At 53.9% G+C, this 14,463-nt stretch carries 13 protein-coding genes, 1 tRNA gene and 1 pseudogene; 1 reads left to right on the top strand and 14 read right to left on the bottom strand.

Going from position 1 to position 14,463, the window contains the following annotated elements:
• Nucleotides 1-22: 22 nt before the first annotated feature.
• The 10 genes and pseudogenes from WC891_04435 to metG form a co-directional block, all read right to left on the bottom strand.
• On the bottom strand, nt 23-2,932 hold the full coding sequence (locus tag WC891_04435; GenBank protein MFA5867193.1) for a PAS domain S-box protein: 2,910 nt from the start codon (nt 2,930-2,932) through the stop codon (nt 23-25).
• 75 nt (nt 2,933-3,007) lie between these two features.
• Entirely contained in the window at nt 3,008-4,012 is a 1,005-nt protein-coding gene (locus tag WC891_04430; protein ID MFA5867192.1) for an HD domain-containing phosphohydrolase, read from the bottom strand.
• A gap of 116 nt (nt 4,013-4,128) precedes the next feature.
• A tRNA-Gln gene (locus WC891_04425) sits at nt 4,129-4,202 on the bottom strand.
• Between the two features lie 49 nt (nt 4,203-4,251).
• Nucleotides 4,252-4,581 carry a septation regulator SpoVG gene (spoVG, locus tag WC891_04420; protein ID MFA5867191.1) on the bottom strand — a complete coding sequence of 110 codons (330 nt, stop codon included), beginning with the start codon at nt 4,579-4,581 and terminating at the stop codon, nt 4,252-4,254.
• A gap of 43 nt (nt 4,582-4,624) precedes the next feature.
• Nucleotides 4,625-5,422 carry an NTP transferase domain-containing protein gene (locus tag WC891_04415; protein ID MFA5867190.1) on the bottom strand — a complete coding sequence of 266 codons (798 nt, stop codon included), beginning with the start codon at nt 5,420-5,422 and terminating at the stop codon, nt 4,625-4,627.
• Nucleotides 5,423-5,456: 34 nt separating this feature from the next.
• Nucleotides 5,457-6,335 (bottom strand): 4-(cytidine 5'-diphospho)-2-C-methyl-D-erythritol kinase, encoded by an 879-nt coding sequence (gene ispE, locus WC891_04410; GenBank protein MFA5867189.1) that lies wholly within the window; start codon nt 6,333-6,335, stop codon nt 5,457-5,459.
• A 24-nt stretch (nt 6,336-6,359) separates the two neighbouring features.
• The gene (locus WC891_04405; GenBank protein ID MFA5867188.1) at nt 6,360-6,653 is read right to left on the bottom strand and encodes a Veg family protein; all 294 of its coding nucleotides are present in this window, start codon (nt 6,651-6,653) and stop codon (nt 6,360-6,362) included.
• A 53-nt stretch (nt 6,654-6,706) separates the two neighbouring features.
• On the bottom strand, nt 6,707-7,546 hold the full coding sequence (gene rsmA / locus WC891_04400) for a 16S rRNA (adenine(1518)-N(6)/adenine(1519)-N(6))-dimethyltransferase RsmA (protein ID MFA5867187.1): 840 nt from the start codon (nt 7,544-7,546) through the stop codon (nt 6,707-6,709).
• 97 nt (nt 7,547-7,643) lie between these two features.
• A complete protein-coding gene (locus WC891_04395) occupies nt 7,644-8,528 on the bottom strand; it encodes an RlpA-like double-psi beta-barrel domain-containing protein (GenBank protein ID MFA5867186.1) in 885 nt (294 codons plus the stop codon).
• A gap of 54 nt (nt 8,529-8,582) precedes the next feature.
• Nucleotides 8,583-10,118 (bottom strand): annotated as a pseudogene (gene metG, locus WC891_04390) (methionine--tRNA ligase).
• Between the two features lie 161 nt (nt 10,119-10,279).
• On the opposite strand from metG, the gene WC891_04385 reads away from it, so the two are divergent.
• On the top strand, nt 10,280-10,519 hold the full coding sequence (locus WC891_04385) for an AbrB/MazE/SpoVT family DNA-binding domain-containing protein (protein ID MFA5867185.1): 240 nt from the start codon (nt 10,280-10,282) through the stop codon (nt 10,517-10,519).
• A 13-nt stretch (nt 10,520-10,532) separates the two neighbouring features.
• On the opposite strand, the gene WC891_04380 is transcribed toward WC891_04385, so the two are convergent.
• The 4 genes from WC891_04380 to WC891_04365 all read right to left on the bottom strand — a co-directional run bounded on the left by WC891_04380 (nt 10,533) and on the right by WC891_04365 (nt 14,021).
• Nucleotides 10,533-10,958, bottom strand: coding sequence for a hypothetical protein (locus WC891_04380; protein MFA5867184.1), 426 nt, complete (start codon nt 10,956-10,958; stop codon nt 10,533-10,535).
• 394 nt (nt 10,959-11,352) lie between these two features.
• Nucleotides 11,353-12,042, bottom strand: coding sequence for a 16S rRNA (cytidine(1402)-2'-O)-methyltransferase (rsmI, locus tag WC891_04375; protein ID MFA5867183.1), 690 nt, complete (start codon nt 12,040-12,042; stop codon nt 11,353-11,355).
• 4 nt (nt 12,043-12,046) lie between these two features.
• Nucleotides 12,047-12,859 (bottom strand): hypothetical protein, encoded by an 813-nt coding sequence (locus tag WC891_04370; GenBank protein MFA5867182.1) that lies wholly within the window; start codon nt 12,857-12,859, stop codon nt 12,047-12,049.
• 91 nt (nt 12,860-12,950) lie between these two features.
• Nucleotides 12,951-14,021, bottom strand: coding sequence for a DUF362 domain-containing protein (locus WC891_04365; GenBank protein MFA5867181.1), 1,071 nt, complete (start codon nt 14,019-14,021; stop codon nt 12,951-12,953).
• Nucleotides 14,022-14,463: the final 442 nt, after the last annotated feature.

Here is a 14,463-nt window from a genome sequence, read left to right as displayed (position 1 = left end):
ATCCGGCGCATAATCCCTTTCGCTAGTCGAACTTGAACTTGGCCTTAACGAACAGTTCCATGCAGGCCTCGACCGCTTCCGCGTCGTAGAGCCCGCCCTTTCTGTCCTGAACTTCCTCTAGGGCCGCGTTCAGACCGCGGCCGGGCCGGTACGGCCGGTCCGAAGACATGGCTTCGACAACGTCGGCGACAGCCATGACCTTGGCGCCCGGGACGATATCCTGATGTTTAAGTCCGTCCGGGTAGCCGGATCCGTCAAGCCGTTCGTGGTGCTGCCGGACCATATCGGCGACCGGCTCGACGAACTCGATGTCTTTGACGATATTATAACCTGCCGCGGAGTGCAATTTGATCAGCTCAAATTCAACCGCGTCCAGCTTGCCCGGTTTATTGAGTATCTCGGCTGGTACATACATCTTACCGATATCGTGGATTGTCGCCGCCATTTCCAAGCCCTTGATCTGAATCTCTTTCCAGCCAAGAACCTCCGCCATCGCGACCGCCAGCTGCGCGACGCGCCGTTGATGGCCGGCAGTGTACGGATCGCGTGTTTCAACCGTCATGGCGAGCGCTTTTATAATGCCGTCTACGATCGACTGTAGCTGCGAATAGCTCTGCCGGACCTCATAGCGGGCTTTATGAATGTCAGTTATATCTACGCCTGAACTGACAACAAATTTGAGTTTGCCTTTGTCGTCGTTCACGAACCTATGCCGCCAGTTGATCAAACGTTCCTCACCGTTCTTGCGTAATACCGTGTTGTCGTAAGACTCGACGGCCTTTTCTCCCTTGGCAATACGCTCAAACATGCCCTCGACGAGCGCTCGCTCATGGTAAGGGATAAACGTGGTTAACCACGGTTTGCCGATGATTTCTTCCTCGGTATATCCAAGGAGGTCCGCACCGTATTTATTGATCATTATGACGTTGCCCTCTGCGTTGACGGCAACGACGACAGTGTCAACAATATCAAGATACATTTGCGCCGTGTCGCGCTCGTGTTTTATGGATTCTTCCGCCAGGACCCGGTCGGTAATGTCCCGGGAAATAACCAACAGCCGTTCGATTTTTTTGCTGTCGTGTTTTTTTGTGTCGATTGACAGTTCAAACCATCGCTTTCCCGCCTTTGGCAGGTCAAGCATATACGTGGCGCCGCGAGACCAGCCGTGTGCGGTGGCTTTAGAGATCGCCTCCATACATATGTATGCCGCCGGCTCTGGTAAAACTTTGGAAACGTTTTTCCCTACGAAAGTTTCCGGCGGAGCATAAAGCAGTTCGTTAGCTGGTGCGTGATAGTCGTATATCTGACCTTTCGTGTCCACTTCGAACATAAGGTCCGGAATCGCCCTCAGCGTCGCCTCAAGTTTACCGTGCGCTTCCTTCAGCTGCTCTTCCGCTTGCCGCCGCTGGGTGATATCAACCAGCAAACCTTCGAGGGCGATTACCTTACCAGTTTTGTCTTTTATGGCCCTGACATTCACTGAAATCGAGCAAACGCTGCCGTCTTTCCGCTTAAGTTCAATCGGGTAATCGTTGGCGACAACCTTGTCGTTCAGGATGACAAGCAACCTTTTACGCTGTCCCGGGTCAACATATAGCGCTCTTACATTAGGCACCGCGTTTATCAACTCTTCGGTTGTTTTATATCCGAGCATTTGAGCGAACGCCGGATTGGACGACAACAGTGATCCGTCAGCGCCTGTCCTGATCACCCCGACAGTCGTGTTTTCAAAAACGCTCCTATATCTCTCCTCGCTTTCGCGTAAAGCGGCTTCGGCTCGTCGTCTTTCGGTGATATTTCTGGCGTAAACGCTGGCGCCTACCACCTTGCCTTCGTCATCAAGAATCGGATTATAGGTCATCTCGAAATACAGTCTGGATTTCTTGTCGTCTCCGTATTTGGTCACTTCGGAAAATCGTTCGCCTTTGAGAACGCGTTTGAAGTTGGCCATCGCGTTCTGCTTGTCCGCTTTGACAGAAAGATAGTCAAAAATCTTTTTGCCCATCTCAATATCGGCTCCATAAGACAACTTTATGGCGTCGGCATGAGCCTTATTGAAACTCGAATATCTCCCATTGTTATCAATAGAGAAAATGGGCGCGTCCGAGCTGCTCAGAATCCCTTCCAGAAGGCGCTGGTATTCCATTATTTCGATTTCCGCCGCTTTGCGGTCTGAAATATCGAGCGCTTGTCCTTCGACACCCGCTATCTCTCCTTTGTTTCCCCGGATGGCGCGCGCGTTTAGCGCTCCCCAGAATATGCTGCCGTCTTTCCTTCTGAGCGCCGTTTCAAAGTTTCTTACCGTGCCTTGCTCCCCGATTATTTTATAGAGTTTATCTCTTGACGACGGATCTATGTAGGTGGCGTCCACATTCGGCACCTTGGCTATGAGCTCTTCGGACGTCTCATACCCCAGCATCCTGGCAAGTGCACTGTTGGCCATCTCGATTCTCCCGTCCGCGGTCGTTTTAAATATCGCCAGCGGGCTGTCCTCGAACAAGTCCCGGTATTTCTCCTCTGAAGCCTTAAGCTGTTCTTCTTCTTTCAGACGCCAGCTGATGTCGCGGGCGACGGCAATCATGCCGGCTACTTCACCGGCTCTGATCATCCTGGAGGTGATCTCTACGGGAAACGTTGAGCCGTCCTTACGAACATGGACCGTCTCAAAAGTGGTCTGGCCGTTACGTTTGACTTCGTTGATTCTGGCCTGGACTAACTTGGCGCGCTCCGGAAGGTTGATATCCCTTACGTTGAGTTTCAGGAATTCCTCTTTGGAATAACCGCGGTCTTCATAGGCCGCGCGATTCACATATAAGAAACGGCCTTGCTTGTCGATTACGAATACGGCTTCCGCGATCCTGCCGAGTATCTCTTCCAGCAAAATCTCGATCGTTTGAGAGTTATCAGAATCGCTTATTAAGCGAACGCTCATTTTGCCTCCGCTGCCGCCCACCGTGATATTATCGGCATATCACCTATGCATGCTTTAGTTTGTCCGCCGCGCGTCTTAGAATTCGAAGCCGCCTTCGCTAAACAGAAATACGCAAGCGTCAACGGCTTCAGGGTCATAAAGCCTTCCCTTATTGTCTGTGATTTCGGCCAGAGCCAATTCCCTGCTAAAACACGGCCGGTAAGGTCGGTGAGACTGCATCGCCTCCGCTACGTCAGCGACGGAGATGATTCGTGCTTCCTTGAATATCTGGTCGCCGGATAAGCTGTTGGGATAACCGGATCCGTCCAGTCTCTCGTGATGCTGGAGTACGGTCTCCGGTACATGCTGCTTGAAGTGAATTCCTTTGAGGATGTCGTAGCCGTATTGACAATGAGTCTGCATTATCTCGCGTTCAATCGGCAAGTAGGGTCCTGTTTTATTGAGAACGTCCGTCGGGACGTAAAGTCTTCCTATGTCGTGTACGGCAGCCGCCATCTCGACGCCCTTAACCTGGTATTCAGAGAAACCAAGTTCTACAGCCATCGCGGTCGCTAGTTTTGTCACTCGGACTTGATGCTCGGCTGAATAAGGGTCACGGGTTCTGACTGTGGCCGCCAGGGCGGCGATCATATCGTCAAAGGCGAGCTCCAACAAGCGCGAGTTCTCCCGGCGTCCCTCCTCGGCTTCCTGGTAGACGGTAATATCCTGCGCCGTATGAAAGAAAACTCGTCTGTCCCCGACTGTCCTTTGCTTCATCGGATAGATGACCGAACGCATCCATCGCCCCGTTTTATTATCCTGCAAGTCTCGCTCGACAGGCTTGTCTGCCTGTGCCGCCTCTTCCAGCGGACATCCCGGAAACACGTCGTCTAATCCGTGAATGATCTTCGGGCAATAAGTTCCTCGAATATCTTCCACGGTCTTTTTCAGTCCCTTGAGGGTTGTTTTGTTGGCAAGAACTATTCGGTGGTCCTCGTCAACGATTAGGGCGTAGTAGGGGAAACTGTCTAGCAGAATCTGAAGCGACCGCTCGGTTTCGCGGTTGTCGAACACGCAATCGATTTTACGCTCAAGTGTCATATTTTACCCGCTTCTAAGACTGATACACTTTCTTATTATCGGTATAAGCAGGCAAAATGAAAAGCATATTGTGCGGCCGAGAGGAGCTAACGCTGCTAGGCCGAGAGCCTCTATCTTGGCTGGGGCGGGAGGATTCGAACCTCCGATCCGGGAGCCAAAGTCCCGCGCCTTACCACTTGGCCACGCCCCACCACGTTCCAATTATAAAGGAAAAGGCGGCGGCGGGGTTTGGGGATTATCTATTCGGCTGTTTGGGCGACCTCTTGCTTCGGGACGAATTCCGCTTCTTCAATGGTCGTCGGGATTTCCGGCCCTTCTTCCTTGCGGCGCTCAAACTCCTCTAAAACCGCGGTCTGTATCATCTCGCGGACCTCCGGTTTTATCGGGTGGGCGACGTCGCGGAACTCTCCGTTAGGAAGTTTGCGGCTGGGCATGGCGACGAACAGCCCCTTCTGCCCTTCGATGATTCTAAGGTCGTGGACGACAAACTCGTCGTCCAGGGTGATAGAGGCGAAGGCTTTTACCTTCTCCCGCTCGACGACTCTCATCGACACCGCTGTGACCCTCATGTCGTTCTCCCCCTTCTTGCTTGTGTTGCGCCCCCTGATGGTTCTAGGTTCTGGCGTCAGCCATTAGTTTGCTAACAAGTTTCAAGTCTTCCGGTTTATCCACGTCCACTCCGACTTCCGGATATGGAGTGACGATGGTCTTCGCTCTGGCGTTAATAATCTTAGTCACGCGTTTCTCAATATCGGAAAGGGTGAGCGTCCTGGTAAGAAACTTAACGATCATCTTGGGCCCGAGTAGTCTCAGTGTTTGAAAGACGCTCTTACGGGCGCTATATGCGTCCTCCAGCAGATTCAGGTTAGCTAGAATTACCTCCGGCTCCATCAGGGCAAAGTTGCCGCCGGTAATTGTCGCGCCCCGAAGTTTCGCGTACGTCCTTTTGGTCTCCGGATATTTGGCCTCAACAACTTCTCTTAAGATAACGGGATAATAGACGTCGTCGTTCGTGGTCTGGCACCGGTCGAGAAAGTCATCGATCGCCTCGGTTGTAATAAGCGGGATGTCGCAGGTCATGAAGAGTACGTATTTGGTCAGACCGGGGCTGTTTTCCTTGAGGTATTTGAGGGCCTCCACACCGTTGTCGACTGCGGAACCGACAGTAGGAATAACGGCGTCGACACAGCTTGACCAGCTTTCATGGAGGGCCGACTCGGGGGCGACGACAACAATCCGGCGGACGCGTTCGACGTTCTTCAACGCGTCTATTACATACTCGATCATCTCCCGGCCGCTAAGCCTGATGAGACCCTTCCCGACCACTTCGGCGCTGGCGGAAAGCGTTTCACCTGCCGCTTGCTTAATCTTGCCGCCGCCTAGAATAACCGCGTCTATTGTTGTACTCATAGAAGTCAACCGCCGGTTGTTACTTGTAGTGTTACTAATCTACCTCTACGACTGCTACGTTGCAAGGTTTGGCCCGATAGGCTTGAGCGCCCGTCTCCTCGCCGGCCGAGATAATATCCTCAACGATACCGGATGACCTTGTTAGCGCGAACACCGTCGACCCGCTGCCGGACATCAAGGCCGCGTCGGCGCCGGCTGCCAGCGCGGCCTCTTTGGCCGCTCTGATGGCCGGATATTTGCCCATAATGACAGGCTCAAACGCGTTAAAAAGAGACTCGCAGATCTGTCCGTAGTCGCCGTTTGATAAGGCTGATTCCAGGGCGTCGAGGCCCGGTTTATGTTCGTCCGCGGCCGTGCCTGCTTCGTCAAAATCCTGATAAGCGCGCCCCGTGCTGACATCGACGGACGGTTTAAGGATAACGATTTCGCAGTCCGGCATGGCCGGCAGGGGCTTTAGCGTCTCTCCCGCGCCGGTTCCCTCCATAGTCCCCCCTGTGAGGAAGAACGGAACGTCGGCGCCGATATCTTCGGCGATCCGCCTAAGGTCCGCCTGATCCAAACCCAATCCGTAGAGTTTGTTTAGGCCGATGAGCGCGGCCGCCGCGTCGGCGCTGCCGCCGCCCAATCCTGCCGCCGCGGGAATAACCTTCTTCACGTCAGCCGTAAAACAGGCATCGTGGCCGGTCAGCGCCGCCAGCGCCTCCCAGGCTTGAATAATCAGATCATTATGGAAATCACATTTGCCAAAGTCGCCATAGGCGACTTCAATGCCGGATTCATTGGGCGTGAACATGATTTCGTCAGCCAGCGTTACACTCTGAAGAACAGTTTTGACCTCGTGGAATCCGTCAGGCCGCTTGTCAGCAACGTCTAGGTATAGATTGATCTTGGCCCGCGCGATAAACTTAAGCAAGAGAGGCCCCCTATGATGCGAAAATTAGAATCTGTCTGGCAGCCAGGGGAAAAGGTCTTCGCCGGTTTCACAGCAGGTCATCTTGATGTTTTTCGTAAAAACGTCGGCGTAGGAATAAGAAATCTTGCGAAGACAGGTCGCTTCCTCGATTTCAACGATAAAAAGGTTGGGGTAGATTTCCTCTAGGGTTCCTTCTCTCTCCCATAACGCCCCGCGGCTTTTGATTGCGCTTAGCTTGATACGTTTGCCTATTTGGGCGCTAAGCTCCTGCTTGATCCGGCAGATCGCTTCTTGCTGCGGAAGAGCTTGGACAATCATTGGCGTCCTTTCCTTTTTTATCTATGGGAATTCTATCACTATCTGCTAGAATGTCAAGACCTGGCATTTTGTAACATTTCATACAAACGCCATAGCTCTTCGGCAGACATTGTCTCTGCGCGGGCGGTCGGATCCAGCCCGGATTTTGTTACCGCCGCGGTCGCCATGGCCGTGGAAACAGCGGTCTCGCCTATAGTCAAAGCCTTTTTAACTGTTTTCCGGCGAACCGCAAAAAGTCCTTTCACAAAGGCGATAAACGCGGCCGTCTCCGAGCCGAATTGCGGTCGCGGTCGCCGATCAAGAACAGCAATGGCTGAATCGACGTCCGGCGGCGGCAAAAAGGAGTTTCTTTTTACCTCAGCCACAATCGTGGTTCGAGCATAACACCCCGCGGATATGGCCAAAACCCCGTAGTCTTTGCTGCCGGGTCCGGCCGCCAGTCTGTTGACCATTTCTTTCTGCAGCATGACGACCATTCGGGTTATGTCGGGAACATCCTGGAGGACTTTCGTAATAACGGCCGTACCGACATTGTAGGGCAGGTTTGACACCATGACGTTCGCGCCGAGGGAGTTGAGGTCAGTGTCCATGGCGTCGGCCTGGATGACCTTTATGTTGTCGCGCCCGCCCAGAGTCTCTTTCAAGATCGCTATAAACCGGTTGTCATACTCCACCGCGACGACGCGGCCGGCGTGTTTGGACAAGGCCTCGGTTAGCGTGCCGATGCCCGGTCCGATCTCTAAAACTGTGTCCTCCGAGGTCAAACCCGCGGCGGCGATTTCCTTGTCCAGGATGTTGGCATCAATCAGAAAATGCTGGCCGAGTCTTTTTGTGAGATGAATGCTGTGTTTTTTAAGGATTTCTTTCGTGGTCGAGGGATTAACTATCGGCACTGATTAACCCCTCCTTGTTGTCTTGAGACCAGGGGTCAGACCCCTGGACATATGTGAAGGGGTCTGACCCCGTCACTGGCCCATATGTTCTTCTCGTCTACCACTCAATCATTACCGGAATAACGCCCGCGCCCAGGTCGGAGATAGCCGCGAAAGCAACTTCCTCCAGGTCGATGACACGTCCCGGACCCCAAGGCCCCCGGTCGACGATCTCCACCCATACTTGGGCGCCGTTTCTAAGATTGGTGACGCGCACCATGGTGCCATAGGGTAAAGTCTTGTGAGCCGCGGTATATCCGCCGGTATAGTAGTAGTAGCTGGCGTCGCCTGTTTCGCTCCGTCCGGATAGGGGTCTATCAAGGTGAGCCGGTTCGGCCGGCTCCGCCACGGGGTTGCCGGGGGATTGCGCGGCCGCTTGCGCGGCAGCCAGAGCTTCGTGTTTCTCGCGCACCTGGTTTTCGATATCCCGCGTCTTCCCGCCTAGGTCGGCCAGCGCTGCCAGACGGTTGGCACGTTCAGCGGCCAGCTCGGCTTTCTTGCTCTCCAAAATCGCTTTGTTCTCCGAGGCCGTCTTCATAAGCCGGGAATCGCTGAACGCCAGCCGCGACAATAGCTCCATCCTTTGGCTGAAATCGTCAAAATCGGCGCTCCCCAGAATCAGCTCGAGCGCGCTGAAATCACTATATTTATAAATGGTCTTAAGCCTGTTGTTCATGGCCTTGTTCGTCTCGTCAAAGTTACGGTTGAGCTCTTGTATTTCCTTCTCGACCTCGGCGATATGGCTATCGACGCGTTCGACTTCCGCGGCCGTCTCGTGGTATTGGCGCGTCGCCGTCACCAGGTAGACGTTGGCGTCTTCCAGTTCGGACTGCGCCTCGGACTCGGTAACGCCGAGAGCGTACATAAGCGGATTGGTTGTAGCTAGAAGAAAGGCGGATACAAATATGAACAGCCGAAACGGCGTTTTTTTGCGGATACGCAATCCCTCCTTGAATAGGGGTATAATTCTACGCCAATATGCCTGTTTCGGCAACTTCTAGAGGCGCGGGAAGAGGGATTCTCCCTTTCTGACCTTTGTGTTCTTTGGGAACCAGCCCCACTCGGCCGGGCTGTCGGGGGGCGTCCCTAACATCTCGCCGACCTTCTGGGCCGTCTCGGGGATAAAGGGCGATATGAGCCTGGCAATCAGTCTGACCGCCTCGACCGCGTTATAAAGAACGGTGCGCAGCCGCTCCACCTCTCCTGCCTTATCCAAGGCCCATGGCGCGGTGTTATCCACATAACGGTTGGCTTCGCCGACCGCCTGCCACACGGCGGCTAAGGCCTCGTTGAAGGCGACTTTCTCCAGCGCCGCGGAGCTTTCGGTAAAAGCCGCCATAACGGTTTCTTTTAACTTGTCGTCGACGGCCTCGATTTGGCCGGACGGTTCTTGGACCATTCCGGCCTGGTATTTCTCCACCATGGCCAGCACCCGGCTGACCAGATTTCCGAGGTCATTGGCCAGGTCCTTGTTATACCGTTCATGCAAACGCGCCAGTGAGAAATCACCGTCCTGGCCGAATCCGAACTCCCTTAATATGAAATACCGCAGACCGTCGACCGAATAAGTCTCGGACAACGCGGTCGGGTCGACGGCATTGCCTAGGCTTTTGCTCATTTTTTGGCCGTCAACGGTGAAGAAGCCGTGGATGACCATTCGTTTAGGCATAGGGATGTCCAGCGCCAACAGCATAGCCGGCCAAATGGTCGCGTGAACGCGCAGGATATCCTTGGCCATCAGCTGGATGTCAGCCGGCCACAGCCTGGCGAATCTGTCTTTATCGGAGGGCCAGCCGACTCCGGTGATGTAGTTTAGTAGCGCATCCGTCCAGACATACGCTGTGTGCGATGGATCGAAGGGCAGCGGGATGCCCCACTCCACCTTGCTGCGGGAAATGGCCAAGTCGGTCAGACCTTCCAGTTTCAGGAAGCTGACGATTTCGTTCTTCCGTTCGGGCGGTTCGATGCTGAACTCGCCTGACTCTATCGCCCCAAGAATCTTGTCCGTGAAATCCGAGAGTTTGAAGAAGTAGGTCTCTTCCGAAACGATCTCGCATTCCTTGTTATGAAGCGGGCATTTTCCCTCGTCTAACTCGTCGCGCGAATAGTATCGCTCGCAGCCGACGCAATACAGCCCGGTGTATTCACCCTTATAGATAAAGCCTCTGTTGTTTAGCTCGGTCAGGAATTTCTCGACGGCTTCAACATGCGCTTTGTCCGTCGTCCTGATGAAAGCGTCGTTAGAGATGTTGAGCGCCCGCCACACGGCGATAAACCTGGCCGATACCTGGTCGCAGAACTCCTTGGGTTCCAACCCGGCCGCGGCGGCTGACTGCGCGACCTTTGCCCCGTGTTCATCTGTGCCGGTCAGGAAGAAGACTTCTTCGCCGCGCTGACGATGCCAGCGGGCTAGCACGTCGGCGGCAATCGTCGTATAACTGTGGCCGATATGCGGAATATCGTTTACATAATAGATAGGGGTGGTGACGTAGAACTTGTCCATTTTGATAGGTCCTTTAGATGCCTGGTCATATTGACTTTGATTCGTAAACTACCATATAATCTGCATAAATTGGTGTCAAGGTGCAATCCGGCTCGCCGGACTGCAAATAATAAATAAGAAACAATATACTTGTTCCGCGTGCTGTCTCTTATTTCTTAAATATTATTTATTATTTCGATTCTGTTGGGGGTATTTTGAAGTCTACGGGAATTGTTCGCAAATTGGATGATCTCGGCAGAATCGTTATTCCCATGGAACTCAGACGCATCTTCGGCATCTCCCCTGACGACGAAATCGAGATCTACGTCGAAGACGACAAAATCGTCCTGCAGAAATACGAGCCGCACTGCGTTTTCTGCCAGAACGAGGACAACCTCACCGAATACAAAGGCAAACAAATCTGCGGCGCCTGCCTCGAAGAACTAAAATAGTCTGCGTGCTTGTCTATTCGGCGGGGGTTTTTTCCGCTTTGTAACCGGCATCGCCTATAGCGATAAGCAGCTTATCTTCCGTTAGCTTGGTGGTATCGTATTCGAGCACAAAGGTTTGTTTACTTAGGTCGATTGTCACCTTTCCGATGAAGCCTTCAAACTGCGAATGTAAAGCTTCCGTCAGCTTCTTAGCAGCCTCTTCGTTGTTGTTGCCCTGCACCACCAATGATAGTGTGCCTGTCGCCTTCGGATCGATCTCATCGAGAGTCGCTTCAAGAACGGAGGCTTGATCTGACTGCTGGCCCGCTTGTTCGGCCGCATGGTCATGAGGCTTAACTTCCGTTGGCGGATTCTGTACCAAGGCGACTGCGACAATCGCCGATAAGAAGGCAATAATCATAACGGACGCTGCCGTAATAGTTTTTTTGCTTTGATCCATGCTGCCCTCCGAGCAACCTGCCATTGAAAGTCCTTGGCAAGTTAACATGTTGATGCCCTAATCAAGTCTCCATATCTTATCACGAAACCCAACCAAACACGCTGTCTGAAAAGACTCACTGTCCGCTCATCTGCGCATATATGACACTTGCGCAGATGTAAAAATGAATTCGAGCGCCCCAATCTGCGAGTCTAGCCTGAGGTGTGGGTGGGAGCCTCGACCCTGGGTTTCCTTTCTCTCCCAAGTATGGGGGAGAAACAGTCTTGAATAGTAAGATTGAACAGCAGACATTCCACGAATCGAGCGGAGAGCAGGGTTTGCTTGGCGAAGCGACCTTAGTACTTGGGAGTGAGACGAGTAAGCGCTGGTAGGCCGCGAGCCGCATGCGAGTCTATTATTTTCTGGTTTTGCCGCCGATGACTAGGACGATTTCGCCTTTGACGTTCTTCTCGCCTAATCGATCCAAGATGTCCGCGGCCGTGCCCCGGAGGGTTTCCTCAAACATCTTAGTGAGCTCGCGAGCCAGCGCGACCGGCCTGTCTCCCATGATTTCCGTCACGTCGGCGAGCGTTTTCTTGACGCGGTGGGGCGATTCATAAAAAACCAGCGTCCCTCTTTCTTCCTTCAGCTCCTCCAGCAGTTTCCTGCGCCCGCCGGATTTCGGCGGCAAGAAACCTATGAAAAGGAACCTGTCCGTCGGCAATCCTGACGCGACCAAAGCATTGATGAGAGCGGTCGGACCGGGGATGATCTCAACCGGCAAACCCTCGTCCAGACAAGACTTGATCAACCGGTAACCGGGGTCGGATATGCCGGGCATGCCGGCATCCGACACCTGCGCGACGTTGAGCCCGGATCTGATTTTCGCCAGAAGTTCCGGAATCCTTGTCTTCTCGTTGTGCTCATACAGGCTGACTAGAGGGGTCTTTATGTCGTACCTTGCCAGCAGTTTGCGCGTTACCCTGGTGTCTTCGGCGGCAATGAGATCGGCTTCTTTGAGGACGCGAAGAGCCCGCAGCGTGATGTCTTCCAGGTTGCCGATAGGCGTGGCGGTGACGAATAGCTTCCCTGCGGCTGGGGCCATGAATCTACCGCTGGATTGCGGCATAGACGCCGTAAAGCTCAGCGTAGAAATCGTTGACGTCGCGAGTCCACGCCGCGGCATTCGGCGGGCAATAGATCGGCGCGATAACGGCCGGAGTCATTCTGCCTTTCTTTATGTATTCCTCGCTTAAACAGCGCGCGTAGCTGAAGATCGCGTCTTCCCAGTTCTTGAAATAAACGTCGCCCCAGCCCCAGGCGTTAAATGGCAGAAAGCAGTCTTTGCCCCAGGAGCTTTCTTTGCCGGCGATACTGACGACGAGGAACGGATCGACGCCGTAAGTCCGTCCGGCGCTGACGAACGCCCGGCCGTAACCGACCATCGGACTTTCGACCTCCGTCAGGTAGATGTCGATGGCGCGGGCTTGCGACTGATCGCCGACTAAGAAAGCGGTACCGTCTGCCGGCTTGGTCGAAGACGTAGAGCCGGCGGTCAATTTCGCCTGGGCGGCCGCGGCCAACTGTTGCTGCCGCAAGGCTTCGTCCTGCTGACGCTGTCTTTCTTCAGCCTGCTGCCGTTGTTGTTTGGAGAGGGTCCTGATGTTGTCGATCCAGACCTGCTCGTTTTCCGAAACCGGCTCAACGGCAGGCGTGAGCATGTCATTCGTCGGGGCGGGCAGCTGGAAGGCGCGCATATCCGTACCCGGCTGACCTGTCCGGTAAGCAGAAAATCCGCCGGACAGATATGTTGTCAGAACGATGGTTAACGCGATGACGCTTACCGCGGCCCCGCCGGACAGCCACCACACGAGAGTGGTCGAGAGGCCCTTACGGTGCTTAGCCCCCTTCGGTTCTTTCATTTGTCGTCCCGAGAATGTCACGTTATGCATATTTACCTCATCAACCCCTGTTTTTAGGGCTAATCAGTTATCGGCTCCAGGCTGCAAAACTTTAGTCCAGACGGACCAGTTTATAATCGCGGCTTCCCAAACCGATAGCCTCGGCGTGCCTCAACTGAACATCCCAATCGACGTTCGTGTGGATTTCCTTAAACAGATCCCGGCCGGCGGTCTCGTTAACCAGGTCGATCGATGCTTGGTCCACTGCGACGGGATCGGTTGACGCGGCAATGCCGATATCCGGCGCGACCGCCGCGTCGCTGTAACCCCAGCAATCGCAATCAGGCGTGATGTTCATAATGAAGTTTATAAATCCGGTTTTCCCTTTCTTGTCGCTAATCGCGCCCAACGCGTATTCCGCTATTTTTTCCTGGACCTTAACCGCGTCGTCGCCCCAGTTAATGCTGATTGCCTGTTCGGGACAGGTAACGATACACTCTCCGCAACCCTGGCATTTCGAGAGGTCGATCTCCGCCCGCTCGCCGGTGACCTTGATGGCCGCGGCGCCGCACCAGCGGACGCATTTGCCGCAGGCTTTACACTTTGACGCGTCGACGGACGGCGTAACATCGGCGTGCATCTGTTGTTTACCGCTCCGGCACCCCAGGCCCATGCCGATGTTCTTCAGCGCTCCGCCGAAACCGGTCATCTCGTGGCCTTTGAAATGCGTTAAGGCTATCAGGCTGTCGGCGTGAACCGCCGCGCTGGCGATTCTCACCTTCTCAAAATGTTTCCGGTTTATCTCGACTTCGACATAATCCTTGCCGGTCAGCCCATCGGCAATAATAACCGGCGCATTGACCGTCGCGAAGGAATAGCCGTTCTGAACAGCAGTTGTGATATGGCTGACGGCGTTACTTCGCCCGCCGACATACAGGGTTCCCGCGTCCGTTAAAAAAGGGCGTCCGCCGGCTTTTTTAACCCTGTCGATAACCCGCCGGGCATAAATAGGCGATAGAAAAGCGGTATTCCCCCGTTCGCCGAAATGAATCTTCAGCGCGACCAGGTCGCGTTCGTTGATAAACTCGGCAAAGCCGGCTTTGTCGAACAATTGACCCGTCTTGTCGAGCATTCCGGACCCGAGGGCCGATTTCATTCCGGCGAAAAAAACCTCAGCCGCCACTTTTGCTACCTCCAAAGATCAGCGCTAACCATAACGCCACCAACATTTTAGCCCTATCCCTGCTCCAAGGCGAACAGCCCCATTCTCCAAAGAACGGGAGTGACATAACCTTTAATTTCCATATCAGTCAGAAACTGCATTTGCGCAAATTCCGTATTTGCGCAAATGCGAAAATGAAGTCGGTTGGGACATATTCCCGGGGATGCGTCCGGGCAAACATAAGTTGCTATACAAACAAGAGTTGGTATATATAAACGAGCGCCCTGTGGAAAACCACTCCAGCACTCCAAAGCGCTGGAGTGGTTATTAACAGTAGCCCTCTCCCCTCAAGAGAGAGGGCTAGCTTTAAAAAGAAGTTCGAGCATGCGGACAAATCACGTCCGAGCGGAGAGCATTGTTTGCGAAGGCGTTGCGACTTGAAACACGGGGTCAGGCCCTATCG

This window comes from Actinomycetota bacterium (genome assembly GCA_041658625.1).
Classification (GTDB): Bacteria; Actinomycetota; JAHEXW01; order JAHEXW01; family JAHEXW01; genus JBAZZW01.
The sequence above is the reverse complement of the archived record's forward strand: the minus strand, read 5'-3'. Positions and strand labels throughout refer to the sequence as shown.

What these genes read in the sequence shown, in the direction of transcription:
- WC891_04415 (MFA5867190.1), bottom strand. Translation starts at nt 5,422, where the DNA reads ATGAGTACAACAATAGACGCGGTTATTCTAGGCGGCGGCAAGATTAAG.
- spoVG (MFA5867191.1), bottom strand. Translation starts at nt 4,581, where the DNA reads ATGAGGGTCACAGCGGTGTCGATGAGAGTCGTCGAGCGGGAGAAGGTA.
- WC891_04380 (MFA5867184.1), bottom strand. Translation starts at nt 10,958, where the DNA reads ATGGATCAAAGCAAAAAAACTATTACGGCAGCGTCCGTTATGATTATT.
- rsmI (MFA5867183.1), bottom strand. Translation starts at nt 12,042, where the DNA reads ATGGCCCCAGCCGCAGGGAAGCTATTCGTCACCGCCACGCCTATCGGC.
- WC891_04435 (MFA5867193.1), bottom strand. Translation starts at nt 2,932, where the DNA reads ATGAGCGTTCGCTTAATAAGCGATTCTGATAACTCTCAAACGATCGAG.
- WC891_04370 (MFA5867182.1), bottom strand. Translation starts at nt 12,859, where the DNA reads ATGAAAGAACCGAAGGGGGCTAAGCACCGTAAGGGCCTCTCGACCACT.
- WC891_04405 (MFA5867188.1), bottom strand. Translation starts at nt 6,653, where the DNA reads ATGATTGTCCAAGCTCTTCCGCAGCAAGAAGCGATCTGCCGGATCAAG.
- WC891_04430 (MFA5867192.1), bottom strand. Translation starts at nt 4,012, where the DNA reads ATGACACTTGAGCGTAAAATCGATTGCGTGTTCGACAACCGCGAAACC.